The sequence below is a fragment of the Archangium violaceum genome (assembly GCF_016859125.1).
Classification (GTDB): Bacteria; Myxococcota; Myxococcia; order Myxococcales; family Myxococcaceae; genus Archangium; species Archangium violaceum_A.
The window spans coordinates 5,789,223-5,805,545 of sequence record NZ_CP069338.1 but is presented as its reverse complement, the minus strand read 5'-3'; the positions used below and the strand labels follow the sequence as shown (position 1 = coordinate 5,805,545).

The following is a 16,323-nucleotide window of genomic DNA, read 5'->3' as shown; positions in this document are numbered from 1 at the left end:
GTGTTGTTCCCGCCCATCGTCCTGGAATGTGCACTCTACGTGTCGCCCCGCGGCGTGGAACATCCACGTCCGGGGCGGATGGCGCACCTACCACCAACAACTCCCCGCCGCTCTCCTCGAGCAAGGGTGGCCAGGGCCGCCGTGTGCCCCACGGAGTGCTCTGACCCCTACACCGGCGCAGCCCACGGCCTTGCTGGCCCTGCCCCCTCCTCCCTGCAAGAGTCCGGTTCGGCCAGGACGCGCTCGCGCCGCAGCTGCGTCCCATGGAGGTGATGGAGGTCCTGCCGGGGTGGATGTTCGGGCCGTACGACACGGCGCCCACGGCGTGTGCACGTCCTGCAACGCGAAGCGCGCGCAGGTGACAGCGGTGCACCTGGTGCACCTGGTGCAGCGGGTGCTGCCGCACGTGCCCTTCCGGCAGAGGACGCTGTCCTTTCCGCACCGGGTCCGGTGGGTGCTGCCCAAGGACGTGGGACTGCTCTCGGACGTCCTCACCGTCTTCCTGCTCGCGGTGTTTGCCCTGCGGCGTCGGAGGGCACAGCGGCAGGGCCCGCGGGGTAGGCAGGTAGGAGGGCGCTGGAGCGTTTGTCACGAGCGCAGGAAGGCCGCATCGCCTGGCGCATGAAGCGCCCGCTGCCGGACGGCACCACGCACCTGCTCTTCACCGGGCTGGAACTGTAGGTGGACGTGCGGCCCCCCTCCCCGAAAGCAGCCCCGATGCGCCTTCCTGGAGGGCTTCTCCCTGCACGCCAATACGCACCTGCATGCCAACGACAGGCAGGGCCTGGAGCGGCTGTGCCGTTACGGGGCGCGTGGCGCGCTGGCGCTGGAGCGGTTGTCCCGAGCCGAGGACGGCCACATCGCTTACCGGATGAAGCGCCCTCTGCCGGACGGCACTACACACCTCTTCTTCACCGGGCTGGAACTCTTACGGCGCGTGGCATCCCTGGTGCCTCCACCTCGGGCGCACCTCTCGAGGTTTCATGGCGTCTTCCCTCCAGGCACGAAACGTAAGGCCATTTCTGCTCCCCCTGACGGAGGCAGCGCCGAAAGATCTACCGCACGCTACGAACGACCACGTTGAAGCGCGGCTCGATAGCCTCGACCACGACGGTGAGCCCGAAGGCGGAACCTTGAGCATGGCCACTGCGAGCCGCGCCGAGTCTCAAGGGGTGGCTCGCCCGCCGATCTCAGGGAAGCGCTCGTAGGCCCGTTTAAGCGCGTCCAGGTGGGCGGGGTTGTCGAGATCGAGCGGCGCATCGGTGAGCCGGAGGTGCGCGCCCCACATTCTACGGGTTGCGGCCCTGCGCTCCCTGGAGCAGTTCGAACGCGGCGTCCCATATTTGGGAATCGGATGCACCGCGCGGCGGTAGGCGGTCGCGGGCGGGCCGGTCGTCCTCGTCCGGGGCCTCTGGATCGGCGCCCGCGTCGAGAAGCAGCCTCATCATCGGGATGTCCAGCCGCGATGCCGCAAGCCCGAGCGCAGTGTATCCGGCCTGCCCGCCCCATTCGTTGATCGTCCTAGCGGCCCCCGCGCCCAGGAGGAGAGAGGCGATGCCCAGATCGCCCACGCCCGCGCACGCCCGCAGCGGCGTGTCCCCTTCGCTGCTACGCACGTTGGGATCAGCTCCCGCCTTCAGGAGCGCTTCGACTGCCGCCTGCTGGCCTTCGAAGACCGCCACCAACAAGGGGGTCACGTCCCGCCCGACGTTCCATGCGTTGACGTCCGCGCCGTGCTCAAGGAGCGCCATGAGCACGTCGAGCCCGCCTCTCTCTGCGAGTTCGTTGATGGCCACATGCAGCGGACGCAAACCTGGCCACTGCGCCTGCGGCTCGTTCGGATCGGCACCACCGGCCAGCAGCGCCTTGACCCGGGACGCATCGTGCTGTTCGATCGCTGCGAAGAGTTCTTTCGACATAGCTCATAGCTCCGCCATCGGATGACCAGGGGCGCAATTCTGGTCTTCAAGCTTCCTGGTATTCGCGAAGGCCTTCTCTACTTCGGTGATTGCGTTCTCATGGCTCGGGTCGGGCTTGCCTCCAAAGCATTCTTTCTGAATCTGCCACCGCTTCTCCAGGAGCTTTTTCTGAGCTTCAAGACGCTGCCGGATCCTAGAGCACGGCACCTTGGCCATCTTCTTATCGTTCCATGATCCGGGCGACTTCGGAGCGAGGGGTGGGACTGACCGGTTGAGCAGATCCTTCTCCTCCTGAAGCTCGTCGAGCCGGCTGTTCTTGCAGGTCTGATCCGCGTGGCGGGGGACCCGGTCGTACTCCTCCACGCTGGTGTAGTTCCTACCCGTCGCCGGATTGGTCTTTTTCCGCCAATGGGTGGGAGCCGCGACCGCCGCAACCGGGTCCGAATCAACGTCCGGCACGACCTCCTCTGCTTCCTGACGCTCAAATTCCTCTATGAGCCGCCGCGACTCCTCCGCTACGTCCAGCAGCCGCGCCTCGTACTCCCGCTGAGAGTCGACCCACTCCGGGCGACGGTCGATCTCCGACCCGACGGTGCTGAAGGGGTAGAGCAGGACGAGGCCCACGAGCAACGGGCCCACCCGGGGGAGGAATTCAGCCAACGTCCTGGCGCGTCCCGCCTGCGCGACGCCCTCCGCCCCCCTCACCACCTCGGCGGCCTGCCCGCTCGCTTTCGCGGCTCGGGAGAAGCGCTCGAAGGCCCGTTCCGCTGCGGTGAGCTTGCGGTCCAACTGTTCCCACTGACGCGGCTCGATGTCTTTGCGTGCCCGAGACAGCAGTGCCCTGGCCTTGTCCAGGTCCGCCTTTCCAATCCACGACCGATCCGGTGTCGGCTCCATCGGCGCGGAAACGAGCCGGATGCGCGGGCCCGAAGTGAGAGTCGACGCGAAGGCGTGGGGCCGCGGCATCGACTGCGGGGTAGGCGCGCTAGCGCAGGCTGAGAGAAAGATCAGAACTGCGATGCACGCTCGGAAACGCATGGCTACGTCCGCCAATCGAGTCAGGACCTATCGGGTCCTGGCGGGGCCATTCGGAGTATGACGGCGCGCACCGACAGCAAGGGACGAGCACGCGGGGGGAGCGGCACACGTCAGCCGCAGCTCGGGCCTGTGGAGGGCTCCCAGGGCGGTAGTGGTGCCAGCGGGCAGGACCCAGGCACCAGGCACCAGGGAGCAAGCTGCACCCCGCCAGTAGCACACCGCCCGGTGGGGTGGGCAGCAGACGGGGAGGTGGGGCGCATGTGCCCTCAGTGTGCCCCTCCAGCAGGGTTAGAGGCTGCACACGGGGGAACGGCGTGGGATGGGGAGGGATGACGAACCCGAGGGAAATCAAGGCGATAGCGGGTAACTGCGCGTCCTGCTTAGGTTTTTCTATCGCCCTGCCCACGGGTTCGAATCCCGTCGGGATCGGCATCGACGGTGCGAGTGCACACGGATGCCCGGGCGGCCGAGTCCGCGCGTGGTCCAGGCACTTGCATATACGAAGGGGGAGAACATCGTCTTCGAGGGCGGGCAGTACGCGCCGCACGGCGCTCAAGCAAACCCCTGCTCATCCGTCACCCGATCCTGCCGCAGGGGTGACGCCACCCTCCCCACCACCACCCCGGCCCCGACTCGCGGCCACCGAGAACCTCACGCAGGATGGGACCTGAACCATGTTCGATCGGAAGCCGCTCCCGAACCCACCCATTTCATCTGGGCCCGGCCCTGCGCGCACCGGGAACGCCCGAGGGTCCAGTCCCGAGGTTCTCGGCAAGCACACCCGCCAGGTGCTCGGGTCGGAAGGGAGGCCTCTGGAGCCTGAGGTGCGCGCCCCATTCGAGGCCCGGTTCCATCACGACTTCAGCCGGGTCCGCGTTCATCACGATGAGGCCGCGGCCCAGTCGGCGCACGAGCTCGGTGCCTTCGCGTACACCTGGGGGCATCACATCGTCCTGGGCGAGAGCCGCTTCGCTCCGGGGACCCCCTCAAGACGAGAGGTGCTCACGCACGAGCTCGCGCATGTGGTGCAGCAGAAAGGGGTACCTCCTCGAGTTGCGGGGCTGGCGCCCACTTCACCTGGGGACTCCATTGAGCGTGAGGCGGACGCGGCCGTGCGCGCGATGCGTGAAGGACAGCCAATCCGGCTGACAGCCGACACGAGTGGGCGCCTTGCGCGCTGGGCCTCGACGCCTCCACCCCAGATCACCGGGAGCATCGCGGATGTCACCTATCAAGTGACCCTGCGCGAGCTGAACGGGATGTCCATGCAGGCGATGCTCATCCGGTTGGAAACCTATAGCGCCGAGATGCTCTCCACGTTCATGCGTCTCGTCGAAAGCGCGGGAGTGGACGCGCCCCGGATGATGGTGGCGATCGACACCGTCTATTAGAGGAGAAGCGTGCCAAGCTGGAGGAGGGCCCTCACAGCCCCTGACGGAGGCAGAGCCGAAAGAAAAAGAGGCGAGCGCACCGCCCGAGGCAGCGGCGAAGGCGGAAGCGAAGAAGGAGCGCATGCCGCGACTGGATTGGGCCGGGCTGCTGCGCCGGACGTTCGTTTTGGACGTCTTCGCCTCTGCCGGGTGTGGAGGCTGGCGCCAGGTGTTGGCGTACGTGACAGCACCCAGCGGGGTGCTCTCCATTCTGGAGCACCTGGGACTGCCCACGCGCCCTGCGAAGCTGGCCCCGGCTCAGGGGCCACCCCAAAGCACGTGGTGCTGAGCCACTGCAGGGGCCGGTGCCCCGCACCGCCAGGGATGGTGGCCTGGGCCAGGCAGGCGTGTGTCCCCTGGAGATGAATCGGTTCTGCGCCGGCCCGGCGTGCGCTTCATGGGCTACCCGTCTGCGGCCCTCACCTCCCGCTCTGCTCCCTCCCTCTACCCCCAGTCCTTCCTATACGTCACAGGGCTACTTCGACACGTGTCGAGTGCGTCCCAATCTTCCAATCGAGCGGGACGACGACGAGGTTGCTCTTGGGTTCCTGCTTACTGCAGCGGTCGCATGGGAGCGTCGGTGTGCGCACAACACACATGCAGCACTCCCGCCCACAGAGCCCTACCGTTATTTGAGTCCCCCAAAACCGCGAGTGCGGCCCAGCGGACGATTGCTTGGCGCGGTGCAATCTCGTGCTCGCGGCTACCCCACGCTCCCCCACCGAAGCTTTGGACGGAAACTGTCGGACGACCCCCCGAAAAATCGGGGTGGAGGGCCCTACCCCGGCCTCTAACTGCCCGAAATCACGCCCGAGCCTCCGCCCGGGAGGGGGTGCAGAAAGGAGCAAAACGGCGCACTCCACGCCCCTTCTCGGGGGTGTCACCTCGCAGTCCACCCTGGAGCGCACCATGTCCGTTCTGCCCAGCAGCACCCCTCCTCCCTCCACTGGATACACCCCTCCGCTCGAGTTGCTGCAGGCAGCGGATGACATGCTCCTGGGAGATTCTCCCGGGGAACTCGCCGACGCGGGCCGCGCGTACATCGCGGACGCCCCACCGAAGTAACACGGCCGCCTCCGTAGTGGACACACTGACCGGGGTCCGCAACGCCCTGATTCAAGACTCAAGAACCTCGTTGACTCCCATGCACCAGCCGCCACTTGCAGGGGAACCCGTCTTCCTACAAGCACTTACAACCAGACGAGTACACGGTCAGCATTCGCAGCAGCCTTGTTCTCTTCGCGCCGCACGATGGGAGACACCCTGCCCACACGCTCATCGGTGGCCGTACTTGACCCGACAGGCAGAGACTGTAGTCTCACCGAGGGAGAAGATGGAGGCCTTTGTCGTGTGGTTCTATTCCATCGCCCATTGAACATAGGGCGCAAGCATTGCGACGCAGCAGAGCCCCCCGCCAACTACTGGACTGTAAACGAAGTCGTTGGACATAGTCCGTGGACCGATGGTGTCCCGCCCACTCGGAGGGAAAGAGGGTGCATGCTCACGACTATGTCCAAGAACTTCGTGGACACTCCACTACAAGCTCCGTCATGCTGAAAATCGATTCTACACAGATACGAGCATTCCAGGCCGCTGCGGACCATGGCTTTCAAGAGAATCTCCTTTCGCTTTTGAGAGCACGCCACGAACACACGCTTGGCGGGCTGCCAGACGACACCCTGCGCATGATGATAGACAAGGGTATCATTCGCGCTCGAAGCATGGGGTTGACCTGGCAGTCCTCCATCGCCGCGTTCGTGGCCCTCATGTTCGAGATTGCGCCAAACTTCGACGAGCACCCGGTCATCCACAGGTTCCTCAGCATGCCGGACATCCCACCCGACGAGCGCATCGGACTGCTCGCCGATCGTATTCCAGACGCCGTCTGGACAGAGGCTGGGCGAGCTTACGACGTGAGCATATGGGGACTTACCAGCAGCCAGGCGGAGGCGCTCCTTGAAGAACGTGAATGGGAGTCATCGGCCGCTAGCCTCAATTTGACTCAAGCCTCCTGAAAAAAAATTAGAGAAAGCACTGCCCATGAAAAAGGCCAGCCGGACACCGGGGACCAAGGCGGCCAACGCCATCAGCACTGGGCAACTCCTGCCAAATGCCGCCCCGGGCGCGATCGTCCCCTGCAACGCCAAGGGGACTCAGAGATGGAAAAACAAGATTACCAAGAGTGGAAGGCCCTACAGGAAGCCGGGACCCAAGACGAAAAAAAATGAGGGGCAAAACAAGAAGATCTATGAGATCATCGCTCGGGAAAAGAAAAATGGGCTCATCCATATAGGAGGCGGAAACAAGACCGAGAAGACCATCTTTACTCCTGGTGGAAAAAAGCCATATCGCCGAGCGGACATTTCGTTCCGTGACCCCAAAACTGGTAAAATCATTCATTACAACGTTGGCAAGGTCAAAAAGAGAGGAGGGGCCAAGATCAAGCGTGAGCAGGACGCTTTTGATGACATCCAGAATCTTGCTCCCCCAACGGACCGCAACATCATCTTCGAGGCCTACCCATGAGCGAGTTCTGGTTCTTTATGAGGCCCCACACGCTGTTCGCCAACCTTGCTGACACCGCAAGGAAGAACGGAACAGTGATAGTCTTTCGCAGATTTCAATCGAACGGTCACGAGGCCGGGCTGCGGGTCGTCGATCCAAGTGAAGACATGGCCACCATCTACGTCAATGGTGGGTATTCGGAAGTGTTTTTGACCCTCCGTGAGCGTCCGACTCAAGCGCAGGACTGGAATTTCCCCTCCATCGAAGAGGAGGCGCTCTCTCTGTCCGGGGGGCGATCCAACAAACAGGCGCTGGAGCTGTGGACGCTCCAAAAGGTCGCCAAGAAATCGAAGGTTGGTCCCCTCTTCACCGTACTTCGACGTACAATCTCAAGCCACTGCGAGCAGGGCATGAAGATCTTGGGGACAGCCCAACGGTACGATGAGTTTTATTGGGAGAGGGAGCTGGCTGCTCTCGGCCTCCACCTCAAACTGAACCTGGATGATGAGCGACAACTCATTCCCAATCCGAGCTGATCCCCCAGACTGAAGGACCATCAAGGCAGCGATTGTGGAGATGGCATGGGTCTTTACAGGAAGGGTGAGTACGATTACAGCGACTCCCAAACCGATATTCGCAGCGCACTGGAGCAATACAGCAGGGATACAGGTTACGTCACCGAGCATTACGCCGACGCGAGCTGCATCTGTGGCGGTATGTGCTTCAAGCTCCTGCTGGACGAGGAGGAAGGCGCCGCGCTTCGCATTTGCCAGACCTGCACTCGAGCGCATGCCATTTGCGACTCCGCAGACTACCTCGACGATGCAGACTTGGAAGAGTGTGAGTGCATTTGTGGTTGTCAGACATTTCAGCTCACGGTGGGTTTCGCCACCTTCCCGGACAGTGATGACATCCGATGGCTCTTCCTCGGTTGCCGGTGCACCTCGTGCGGGCTAACGGGGTGCTATGGCGACTGGAAGCTCGAGGCAGGTAGCTACAGTGAGATGAGCAAGCGCGTATAACCAACGACTGCACGCTGCGGATACGCTCCCAGCATGGCCGAGCGGCACCTTGCCTGAAAGTATAGGACGGATAGGAGCCCTGGTGAGAGGTGGCGGACTGGAGCGGAGGAGCCGAGGAGGGCCGCTGAAGGGGGCCCGCCCAAGCAGTGAGCCAGGCGGGTGGAGAAGCCGCGCAGCCCCTTGGGGTACACGCCGGCCCAGGCCGCCCTCCCATGAGGTGCACGGCAGGGGCCTGGCTCTGTTGGCGCTGGCCGCTTGAGCGTCAACACCACGAGGCGTGGAGGGGCCCGCGCGCCGGGGCCAGCCTCACACCTGCCGTGGGCCAGGCTTGATTCAAAGTCCCACGGGAGAGGTCATCCCACCCGGGCCTACGGCTGAAGTATAGTCCCGCCTACAGGCGCCCACCGGAGGCGAGCAGCCGCGGGCTGATCGCGAGGGGGAGCGCCAGCACAGAGCCGGAGACGGGCCGGACAGGTCCGGGGAGGAGAAGGATGAGTGGGAAGAAAAACCGGGGCGGGAGGGCTGGCGGGCCCTCCACACCCCAAGCGGGAAACGGGAAGGGGAAGAAGGACGAGCAGGAAACCCCCTCCCGCGTGCAGAGGATGATGGCGAGCCTGGGGCTGACATTCAAGGAGGTAAAGGACCCCCGGGCCCGCCGGGGACAGAGGCACCCGCTGGCGGCGATGTTGATGCTGCTGGTGCAGGCGATTGCGGTGGGGCGGCGGGTGTTGAGGCATGCCGAGGCGCTGGGGGAGGACATGCTGCGCGAAGGCACGGCGCCCGAGGGGCTGAAGCGGCCGGTGTCCGACACGACGTTGGATAGGCTGCTGGGGAAGTTGGAGCCAGAGGGGTTGGAGCAGGAGGTGCACCAGATGGTGCACCGAGGCCTGGAAGTGGGGCTGATACGCCATGAGCTCTTCGCCCGGGGCGTCGTCAGCATTGACGGGAAGGCGGGGAGAGCACGCCGGGGCAGCCGCCGTGCGAGCCGAGCCACACGACGAAGGATGAGCAGGGGCGGGAGTACTGGTACCCGTACGCGCTGCGCGCCAGTCTCACCAGCAGCGCGGCCCAGCCGGTGCTCGACCAGAAGTTGCTGGAAGGCAAGCAGGGAGAGGCGACGGCGTTCCCGGAGTTGTTCAAACGGGTGGTGGAGAAGTTCGGGCGGCATTTCGAGTACGTGACAGTGGACGCGGGAATGACGAGCGCGGCCAATGCGCGGGTGGTGAGGGAGGCGGGCAAGCACTACCTGATGGCGCTCAAGGAGAACTTCCACCGGCTACATGACAAGGCGTGGGTGGCGCTGGCGGTGGCGCCAGTGAAGGTGCGCACGCGCGAGCGGACGAGCGGGGAGTGGGTGGAGAGGGAGTTGAGGGTGGTGGACAAGCCGCCAGAGGAGGACTTTCCCGGCGCCCAGCAATGGGTATGGGTGAGGCAGACGCGAACCAGAGACGGCGAGCTGCCGAAGGTGGAGACGCGGCTGTTCCTCACCTCCATTCCCACAGGGCAACTGTCCCCGGAGCGGATGCTGACGTTGGTACGCCGGCACTGGGGGATTGAGAACGGGCCCAACTGGACAGCGGACGTGGTGCTGGAGGAGGACAGCGCCTCGCCCAGCCTGCGAGGCAATGCACCCCTGGTGCTCAGCTGGCTGCGTTTGCTGGCCTACAACCTGCTGGCCCTGGTGCGCACGCACCTGCCGACTCGCGACAAACGGCCCCAAAGCTTCGCACGCACCATGGAGGTGCTCTACCAGGGCCTGTTGGGTCTGGCCGTGCTGCCCGAGAGTCTGGCCACACTTGCCTGAGCGCCCGCCAGCTGCTCCCGCTCCGGCCTTCCCGCGCCTCTTCTCCCCTGGCTGTTCGGCCTGTGTACCTTCACTCCTGTCCTTCCACGGCGCCCCTCTTTCAGGCGCCGTCCGGAGGGATGCTCCCTCTTTGCCTGTGAATGTCTGGACTTGCTCTCCGCCTCTTCAAAACCTCTCCTACGGACTTTGGATCAATCCTGCCTGCCGTGGGCAGGCCCAGGTTCTTCACAATCGCTCTCACCCCTCCTGCTCCCTTCACGTACGCCAGCACCCGCCGCCTTCCTCCACACCGCATGCAGACGAACACGTCGAAGTCGAACGTCCTCCTGGGCAACTCGGCGAAAGTCTCCTCGCGGCGTCTTCTCCTTCATCGGCTCCTTGCTGACCGCTGCCTGGGGTGTCTCGCTCGCCTCCCTCTTCCGCACCTGCTTGGGGGAGCCTCTGGGCGTCCATTGTTACCGAGCACGCTGGATGAGGGAGAAGTGGGCCCGGACGAGCAGGCAGAATGATGGAGAGGCCTCTGGGCGGGGCCAGGATTCCATCAGCAAGCTTGGCGAGGGAAGAGCCCCAGGGTTGCCCGTGCATGTCCGCCCCTGCCGGTCCGTGTCAACGCCCAGGAGCGGGGATAGAGCGGGTGCGAAAGGAGGACGGAGCAGCATGGCAACGAGCAGGAGTGGGTTCGCGGTGGACAGACCCGCCCCCACCACCTGGGCTCCGCGACAAGACGAACATGGAGCAGAAGACAGAAACCGGGGGAGTCCTCCGCATGAGAGGGCAGAGCGGTGTGTCGCCGCCCACCACCGACGAGGCCCGCCCGCGCACGTGTCCGCGGTGCGGCCAGCCGGCTTTCGAAGGGGGCGAGGTGTGGATACACGGGCATGGCGTGGTACAGCGGCAGCAGCGAGGGCCCGAGGCACCCGGAAAGGTGACGGTGAAGCGGGAGGTATCCTGTCGTCGCTACCGCTGCAAAGCGTGTACGGCCGTGCTGACGGTGGTGCCTGCGTCCGCGCTGGCCCGCAAGCACTTCTCGGGAGCGGCCATGGCGCTGGCGCTGACGCTCTGGGGCCTGTGCGGCTGGAGCGCGGCCCAGGTACGCGCCGTGGTCGGTGGACAGCTGCCACCGGAGGGAAAGCCCCGAGGATGGCGGACACTGGCGCGCTGGGCCCGGCAGGTGGCGGATGGGAAGCTGTGGGCCTCGCTGGATTCGCGGGCCCAGGGTGCACCCAGGCAGGTGGCGGCACGTGTCGCCCAGGCCTTGTGCGGCCGGGCACCGCCCTGGGCACGGGCAGCCGGGTTGCCCCACCAGGCGTTCGCCGGGGCTTGCCATGTGAACTGATGGGAACCCAGGCGCCAGCAACGGCCCCGAACCGCCCACCGGGTTGGGGGTAGCCGTTGCGCATACGGCGCTCGAGTCCGGCCTGTCGACGCACGCCCACACCTCTGGGCCCGCGTCGGACAGCGAGGCTGGAGGGGACAGGTCTGCCCCGCGACTGGCTTGGCTGCGTACTCCGGCCAGCTCCAGCACTTATTGCCGCGGGGCCGAGCGCCGATGCCTCTCCGCTGCCGCCCTCCGCTCCTTCGGCCTCCATCGAGGTTGCCGGAAGACGGCTCTTCCCGTCGCGTGGAGCGGACTTGCGGCAACCGGGCAATGAACCCACCTGACTCCGTGCTGGTGCTCGACCGCTTCGGAATCGACCTCGCGCGGTGCATGCAGTCGCTGCCTCCCGCGCTCGGGACATCCAGCACTCCGGATGGCCTGGATGGGCTGCGCGAGCGACGCCCGATTCCCCTCACCTTATCCCGTGCCCTTCCTCATGAGGGTCGGCCGCCTCCCCTTTGCAACCCCTGGGCCGCCCCTCCCCGGACCCCTCCCCATCTCCCAGTGTGGCGATAGAGCCACCAAGGAGAGTCCATCAGCAAGCGTGCTCACATCCCCATCAACAAACCTGCGCGGTAACACCATGGGCATGGGGCCGGGAGAGGTCGCCGTGCACGGTCCCGCCATGTTCAAGGACAACCTCCAGCGCGTGTTCGTCCCGGTGGACAGGGTCTCCGACATGCAGACCCGCCTGAACACGACGTTGGGCTCCGGCCACTCCGTGCAGGTGCTCTCCTTCGAGGGCCAGACCAGGTTCCTCGAGCAGCAGCGGCAGTCCCTGGGACGCACTTCCAACAATCCGGCCCACCTCGCCCTGCGGGCCGATGAGACAGTCTCGAGCAACCTCAACGCCAATGAGGACAAGCGCAAATTCTTCTACAACATGGCCGGGGACAACATGGGCGTGCCCACCATTTAGCAGTGCCCCCCGCTCCACGACTTCCTTTTTCCTTCTTCAGGAGACTTCTCCATGCCCACCCTTCTCGCCATTCCCAAAGCCAGTGATGTCTACCCACAGGGCGCGCCCTCGGAGATCAGTGTGGCGCCAGGCGGCACGCTCCAGGTGAAGTGCGACGACGACGTCCTCTATGACTGGGTGACGAACCTGCTGGCCGAGCGCCTGTTCGTGCAGGGCCAGGGGTTCAGCAGGTTGAAGCGCGACGCCCGCGGCCAGCTCACACGGGATCCTGAAACGCACAAGTTCCAGATTGAAGGCTACGTGGACCTAGCCCAGCCCGCTCGGGAGATCCTCGGAGCCATCCGCGACAACCTGGAGGCGACCGAGCAGTTCGTGCTGTCCTGGAAGGATTGACTGGCGCGACCCAGGGGAGGCGGCGGCGCTCAGTCAACGCCTGCGTCGGACGCGTCTGCGCCCCCGCCGGCTCCTGCATCACCGCTCACTGAATCGCCGCTGTCCGACGTTCCATCGACCAGGTCCGCCAACCAGTCCTTGAAGTGGCGGATACCGGGCATGCTGCTGAACTGGAGCTCGATGGCCGTTGCCACGGAGCCTGTTCTGTCCTTCCTGGCCTTACGAAGAAGGTGAACGCCTGTCTTGACGGCGCCCAGGAGCGTCAACGGAACTGCCAGCACCACTGCTGCTTGGAGTATCCACGTCATGGCCACCCCTTCGTACCCGAGTCTATTCACGGCTTGTGACAGAATTATAACAGTCCGTGCAACAGTATGTTGCAGGTCAAGGTGGCGAGCTTCCGCACCACCTGGGAACCAAACTTCCACCGCGCAGGGGCGAGCAGCGTTCGAACGCAACGCGTTGCGCTCGATACCCGGGCGTGCATACGAGGCATCGAAGCTCTAGGATCGGAGCCATCCCTGTGAAGGAGCGCTCCATGACGGCCAGTCCCCTGTTCGCGGAGGGAGAGACGCTGTGGTCTCCCCACGTGCGCGCCAATCCGTTCCCCCTCTACAAGCGCATGCGGGAGGACTTCCCCGTCGCCCGGATCACGGACCCGCAGCTGGGGCAGCACTTCTGGCTGCTGACGCGCTACGAGGATGTGGTCTCGATGGTGAGGGATCCGCGCTTCACGCAGGATCCCACCCGCCTGCCCGAGGAGGTCCGGCAGCGGTTCTTCGGCCACAAGATGCGGTCGCTCAGCCGGCACCTGCTGACCGTGGATCCGCCGGACCACACGCGGATGCGCTCGCTGGTGTCCAAGGCCTTCACCCCGCGCCGAATCGAGGAGCTGCGCCCGCGCATCAGAGAGATCTGCTCGGAGCTGCTGGAGGGGCTGATGGCCCACGGCTCCGGGGGAGACTTCCTCAAGCTGTTCGCCTTTCCGCTGCCTGTCATCGTCATCGCCGAGCTGTTGGGGATTCCCCCGGAGGACCGCGACCGGTTCCGCGAGTGGACGCAGACGTTCTTCGCCCCTCCGTCGAAGGACTCCCAGGAGAAGGCCCGCGAGGCCTACCAGCGCTTCTTCAAGTACCTGGGGGAGCTCTTCGAGCAACGCCGTCAGCAGCCCAGGGACGATCTGATCAGCGCGTTGCTCGCCGTGCAGGAGCAAGGGGATCGGCTGAGCAGTGAGGAGCTAACGAGCATGGTCTTCCTGTTGCTCGTCGGCGGTTATGAGACGACCGGACACCTGTTGGGTAACGGCCTGCTGGCGCTGTTGCAGCATCCGGATCAGCTCCAACGGCTGCGGGAGGATCGCTCCCTCATCCCCTCGGCGGTGGAGGAGATGCTGCGCTACTGCGGCCCGTTCGAGCTGAGTATCCTGCGCTTCGCGAAGGAGGACCTGGAGCTGCACGGCCAGCGCATCCAGGCCCATGAGGCCATCCGGGTGAACTACCTGGCCGCGGACCGGGATGCCGAGCAGTTCTCCGAGCCGGACCGGTTCGACGTGGGGCGCACGCCCAACAAGCACGTGGGCTTCGGCCATGGCATCCACTTCTGTCTGGGAGCGCCCCTGGCCCGGCTGGAGGCCAGCATCGCCTTCGAACTGCTGCTGGAGCGACTCCCGGAACTGAGTTCGGCCACGGCGCCCGAGGCGCTCGCGTGGCGCCCGAGTGCCCAGGCTCGTGGGCTGGTGAGCCTGCCCCTGGCGTTCTAGCCTAAATCGGCCAGATCAAACGCTCCAACTCCTCCAAGGTCCGCACCCGAGCTGGCCAGTTCTCGATTCGAACCTGGCGAAGAGGATCACTGAAGCGGTGCAGGAGGAAAAGCATCATCAAGCGGCGCCGAAAGCAGGAGGCTCAGCAGCGGGGCCATCTCCGCCTTCAACCTGCCCGGCAGCGCCAGGGCCTCCACCCGCTTGACGAAGGACTCCGCCTCTCCATCCGCTACCCGCAGGCCCTCACGCCTCACCAGGGCGCGCACCTGAGAAATGTAGCGGGTGCGCGTGCGCACCAGCGCCTCGCGCACGGCCAGCTGCGCCCTCATGTGTCGCTGCTCGTCCGAGGTGCGGTGCGCGGGCCGGTACGCCCCCAACCCGCACGCCTCCGCCAAGGTGCGGGCGTCCCGCTTGTCTGTCTTTACCCGGCGGCTGCGCGTGGCGTACATGGGCGCGAAGTTGGGGTCAGCCACCACCACCTCGTGGCCCATCTCCTCCAGGCACCGCGCCACCCACTCGCTCTCGGTGGAAGCCTCCAGCAGCACCCGGGCCTTCGAGCGCTTGCTCAGCAGCTCCCCCAACCGCTCCCGTTGCGTGCGCACCCGCTGCTCCAGCACCACCTCTCCACTCTCGCCCAGAATGCACACCTGGCTGTCCCGCTTGTGCACATCGATGCCGATGTATTCCATCGCCCACTTCCCCCACTTCGGCGGTCACCTCCGCACCGCCGCAAGGTAGGGCTCGGTGGGCCTCCACGCATGTGGCCGGCCAGCCGCTTCATCACCGCTATACGTTCTGGCCCGCGCATCCTCCTGGTGGATGATGACCCGGGTGTCCTCAAGGGGCTGAGGGGCCTGCTGTCCGACGAGGGCTTCTCCCCCGTGGAAGCCCGCTCCGCCGCCGAGGCCGTCCGCCTGCTCGACGCGCCCGGCCAGCCACCGGCGCTGATGCTGCTGGACCTGCGCATGCCCGGAGAGACGGGACTGGAGCTGCTCGCGCGACTGCCCCGCCCCCTGCCCCTCCCGGTGGTGGTGCTCTCCGGAGAGGCCTCACCCGCGGAGGCCGTGCAGGCGCTGAAGCTGGGTGCCACCGACTTCGTGGAGAAGCCGCCCTCGCCCGAGCGGCTGCTCACGGCGCTGCGCAACGCCCTCGCCTTGAGTGAGCTCCGGGAAGAGCAGCAGCGACTGCGGGAGGAGCTGGCCCGCCCCGGCCACCTCGTGGGGGACAGTCCGGCCATGGAGTCATTGCGCGCGCTCATCGCACGCGTGGGCCCGAGCGACACGGCCATCCTCATCACCGGCGAGACGGGCACGGGCAAGGAGCGCGTGGCGCGGGCGCTCCACCTGGCCTCCGGGCGCAAGGGGCGACTGGTCGCGGTCAACTGCGCCGCCATCCCCGCCACGCTGCTGGAGAGCGAGCTGTTCGGCCACGAGCGTGGTGCCTTCTCGGGAGCCACCACGCGGCGGCTCGGCCGCATCGAGCAGGCGCAGGGGGGCACGCTGTTCCTCGACGAGCTCGGGGACATGCCGCTGGAGCTCCAGGCCAAGCTGTTGCGCGTGCTGGAGACGAAGGAGGTGGAGCGGCTGGGCGGAGGGCTGCCCATCCCCGTGAACGTGCGCATCCTCGCGGCCACGCACAGGGATCTCGCGCAGGCGGTGCGAGAGGGACGCTTCCGGCAGGATCTGTACTTCCGGCTGAACGTGCTCCCCCTGTCCCTGCCGCCCCTGCGCGAGCGGCCCGAGGACATCCTTCCGCTGGCGAGGGCCTTCGCCGCGGAGCTGGCCGGGCCGAACGTCCCGCTGGAGCTCGCGCCCGGAGCCGAGGAAGCCCTGCGAGCCTGGCCCTGGCCCGGCAACGTGCGCGAGCTGCGCAACTTCATCGAGCGTCAGAACCTGTTGCGGGGCAACGGCCCGCTCACCCTCACCCCCGAGTCCCTCACGGGCCCCGCGCCCCTGAAGGCCGCGACCCCTTCACAGCTCGTGCTGGGCCAGAAGAGCTACCGCGAGCACGTGGACGACTTCGAGCGCACCCTCATCAAGGCCGCTCTGGAGGAGGGAGGCAGTATCGCCGGGGCCGCGGCTGCTGCAGGTGGACCGGGGCAACCTGCACCGCCGCATCAAGGCGCTCGGCATCCCCGCCGCGTGAGCCCGTAGGAT

The 16,323-nt window shown here is 65.9% G+C and carries 20 protein-coding genes and 1 pseudogene; 16 read left to right on the top strand and 5 right to left on the bottom strand.

What is annotated here, in order from left to right:
• Positions 1–289 precede the first annotated feature (289 nt).
• Complete coding sequence (locus tag JQX13_RS54425; RefSeq protein ID WP_239015129.1) at positions 290–625, top strand: hypothetical protein; 336 nt, start codon at positions 290–292, stop codon at positions 623–625.
• 102 nt (positions 626–727) lie between these two features.
• Positions 728–1,084, top strand: a complete 357-nt coding sequence (locus JQX13_RS54420; protein WP_343211153.1) for a transposase — start codon at positions 728–730, stop codon at positions 1,082–1,084.
• A gap of 81 nt (positions 1,085–1,165) precedes the next feature.
• Here JQX13_RS54420 and JQX13_RS54415 read toward each other — a convergent pair whose 3' ends face one another.
• The 3 genes from JQX13_RS54415 to JQX13_RS24900 are packed head-to-tail and all read right to left on the bottom strand — an operon-like array spanning position 1,166 to position 2,708.
• On the bottom strand, positions 1,166–1,288 hold the full coding sequence (locus JQX13_RS54415) for a DUF5953 family protein (protein WP_239015127.1): 123 nt from the start codon (positions 1,286–1,288) through the stop codon (positions 1,166–1,168).
• Between the two features lies 1 nt (position 1,289).
• Positions 1,290–1,919 carry an ankyrin repeat domain-containing protein gene (locus JQX13_RS24905; RefSeq protein ID WP_203411407.1) on the bottom strand — a complete coding sequence of 210 codons (630 nt, stop codon included), beginning with the start codon at positions 1,917–1,919 and terminating at the stop codon, positions 1,290–1,292.
• A 3-nt stretch (positions 1,920–1,922) separates the two neighbouring features.
• Positions 1,923–2,708: a hypothetical protein gene (locus tag JQX13_RS24900; RefSeq protein ID WP_203411406.1), complete on the bottom strand. Its 786-nt coding sequence runs from the start codon at positions 2,706–2,708 to the stop codon at positions 1,923–1,925.
• Positions 2,709–3,781: 1,073 nt separating this feature from the next.
• On the opposite strand from JQX13_RS24900, the gene JQX13_RS24895 reads away from it, so the two are divergent.
• From JQX13_RS24895 to JQX13_RS24840, 12 genes and pseudogenes are all read left to right on the top strand, one after another.
• Entirely contained in the window at positions 3,782–4,348 is a 567-nt protein-coding gene (locus tag JQX13_RS24895) for a DUF4157 domain-containing protein (RefSeq protein WP_203411405.1), read from the top strand.
• A gap of 121 nt (positions 4,349–4,469) precedes the next feature.
• Positions 4,470–4,676 carry an ATP-dependent helicase HrpA gene (locus JQX13_RS24890; protein WP_203411404.1) on the top strand — a complete coding sequence of 69 codons (207 nt, stop codon included), beginning with the start codon at positions 4,470–4,472 and terminating at the stop codon, positions 4,674–4,676.
• A 620-nt stretch (positions 4,677–5,296) separates the two neighbouring features.
• Positions 5,297–5,452 carry a hypothetical protein gene (locus JQX13_RS24885; protein WP_203411403.1) on the top strand — a complete coding sequence of 52 codons (156 nt, stop codon included), beginning with the start codon at positions 5,297–5,299 and terminating at the stop codon, positions 5,450–5,452.
• Positions 5,453–5,937: 485 nt separating this feature from the next.
• Positions 5,938–6,402 carry a hypothetical protein gene (locus JQX13_RS24880; RefSeq protein WP_203411402.1) on the top strand — a complete coding sequence of 155 codons (465 nt, stop codon included), beginning with the start codon at positions 5,938–5,940 and terminating at the stop codon, positions 6,400–6,402.
• A gap of 25 nt (positions 6,403–6,427) precedes the next feature.
• Entirely contained in the window at positions 6,428–6,913 is a 486-nt protein-coding gene (locus JQX13_RS24875) for a hypothetical protein (RefSeq protein WP_203411401.1), read from the top strand.
• Positions 6,910–7,428 carry a hypothetical protein gene (locus tag JQX13_RS24870; RefSeq protein WP_203411400.1) on the top strand — a complete coding sequence of 173 codons (519 nt, stop codon included), beginning with the start codon at positions 6,910–6,912 and terminating at the stop codon, positions 7,426–7,428. Before JQX13_RS24875 ends, JQX13_RS24870 begins: the two co-directional genes overlap by 4 nt.
• Before the next feature lie 45 nt (positions 7,429–7,473).
• Positions 7,474–7,914, top strand: a complete 441-nt coding sequence (locus JQX13_RS24865; protein WP_203411399.1) for a hypothetical protein — start codon at positions 7,474–7,476, stop codon at positions 7,912–7,914.
• Positions 7,915–8,405: 491 nt separating this feature from the next.
• Positions 8,406–8,720: pseudogene (locus tag JQX13_RS56460) on the top strand (hypothetical protein); the annotation flags it as partial.
• Between the two features lie 233 nt (positions 8,721–8,953).
• Positions 8,954–9,718, top strand: coding sequence for an ISAs1 family transposase (locus JQX13_RS24855; RefSeq protein ID WP_239015279.1), 765 nt, complete (start codon positions 8,954–8,956; stop codon positions 9,716–9,718).
• Between the two features lie 766 nt (positions 9,719–10,484).
• Positions 10,485–11,054, top strand: coding sequence for a transposase family protein (locus tag JQX13_RS24850; protein ID WP_203410218.1), 570 nt, complete (start codon positions 10,485–10,487; stop codon positions 11,052–11,054).
• A 586-nt stretch (positions 11,055–11,640) separates the two neighbouring features.
• Positions 11,641–12,015, top strand: coding sequence for a hypothetical protein (locus tag JQX13_RS24845; RefSeq protein WP_203411398.1), 375 nt, complete (start codon positions 11,641–11,643; stop codon positions 12,013–12,015).
• 51 nt (positions 12,016–12,066) lie between these two features.
• Positions 12,067–12,408 carry a hypothetical protein gene (locus JQX13_RS24840; RefSeq protein WP_203411397.1) on the top strand — a complete coding sequence of 114 codons (342 nt, stop codon included), beginning with the start codon at positions 12,067–12,069 and terminating at the stop codon, positions 12,406–12,408.
• Positions 12,409–12,437: 29 nt separating this feature from the next.
• Here JQX13_RS24840 and JQX13_RS24835 read toward each other — a convergent pair whose 3' ends face one another.
• Entirely contained in the window at positions 12,438–12,716 is a 279-nt protein-coding gene (locus JQX13_RS24835; RefSeq protein ID WP_203411396.1) for a hypothetical protein, read from the bottom strand.
• A 230-nt stretch (positions 12,717–12,946) separates the two neighbouring features.
• Here JQX13_RS24835 and JQX13_RS24830 point away from each other — a divergent pair, with 230 nt between their 5' ends.
• Positions 12,947–14,167: a cytochrome P450 family protein gene (locus JQX13_RS24830; protein ID WP_203411395.1), complete on the top strand. Its 1,221-nt coding sequence runs from the start codon at positions 12,947–12,949 to the stop codon at positions 14,165–14,167.
• Positions 14,168–14,253: 86 nt separating this feature from the next.
• Here JQX13_RS24830 and JQX13_RS24825 read toward each other — a convergent pair whose 3' ends face one another.
• Complete coding sequence (locus JQX13_RS24825) at positions 14,254–14,856, bottom strand: IS110 family transposase (protein ID WP_203411394.1); 603 nt, start codon at positions 14,854–14,856, stop codon at positions 14,254–14,256.
• Positions 14,857–14,982: 126 nt separating this feature from the next.
• On the opposite strand from JQX13_RS24825, the gene JQX13_RS24820 reads away from it, so the two are divergent.
• The gene (locus JQX13_RS24820; RefSeq protein ID WP_239015126.1) at positions 14,983–16,320 is read left to right on the top strand and encodes a sigma-54-dependent transcriptional regulator; all 1,338 of its coding nucleotides are present in this window, start codon (positions 14,983–14,985) and stop codon (positions 16,318–16,320) included.
• Positions 16,321–16,323 lie beyond the last annotated feature (3 nt).

Bases quoted from the DNA above. Each gene is read 5' to 3' on its own strand.
- JQX13_RS54415 (WP_239015127.1), bottom strand. From the start codon at position 1,288: ATGTGGGGCGCGCACCTCCGGCTCACCGATGCGCCGCTCGATCTCGAC.
- JQX13_RS24905 (WP_203411407.1), bottom strand. From the start codon at position 1,919: ATGTCGAAAGAACTCTTCGCAGCGATCGAACAGCACGATGCGTCCCGG.
- JQX13_RS24890 (WP_203411404.1), top strand. From the start codon at position 4,470: ATGCCGCGACTGGATTGGGCCGGGCTGCTGCGCCGGACGTTCGTTTTG.
- JQX13_RS24885 (WP_203411403.1), top strand. From the start codon at position 5,297: ATGTCCGTTCTGCCCAGCAGCACCCCTCCTCCCTCCACTGGATACACC.
- JQX13_RS24880 (WP_203411402.1), top strand. From the start codon at position 5,938: ATGCTGAAAATCGATTCTACACAGATACGAGCATTCCAGGCCGCTGCG.
- JQX13_RS24875 (WP_203411401.1), top strand. From the start codon at position 6,428: ATGAAAAAGGCCAGCCGGACACCGGGGACCAAGGCGGCCAACGCCATC.
- JQX13_RS24870 (WP_203411400.1), top strand. From the start codon at position 6,910: ATGAGCGAGTTCTGGTTCTTTATGAGGCCCCACACGCTGTTCGCCAAC.
- JQX13_RS24865 (WP_203411399.1), top strand. From the start codon at position 7,474: ATGGGTCTTTACAGGAAGGGTGAGTACGATTACAGCGACTCCCAAACC.
- JQX13_RS24850 (WP_203410218.1), top strand. From the start codon at position 10,485: ATGAGAGGGCAGAGCGGTGTGTCGCCGCCCACCACCGACGAGGCCCGC.
- JQX13_RS24840 (WP_203411397.1), top strand. From the start codon at position 12,067: ATGCCCACCCTTCTCGCCATTCCCAAAGCCAGTGATGTCTACCCACAG.
- JQX13_RS24835 (WP_203411396.1), bottom strand. From the start codon at position 12,716: ATGACGTGGATACTCCAAGCAGCAGTGGTGCTGGCAGTTCCGTTGACG.
- JQX13_RS24830 (WP_203411395.1), top strand. From the start codon at position 12,947: ATGACGGCCAGTCCCCTGTTCGCGGAGGGAGAGACGCTGTGGTCTCCC.
- JQX13_RS24825 (WP_203411394.1), bottom strand. From the start codon at position 14,856: ATGGAATACATCGGCATCGATGTGCACAAGCGGGACAGCCAGGTGTGC.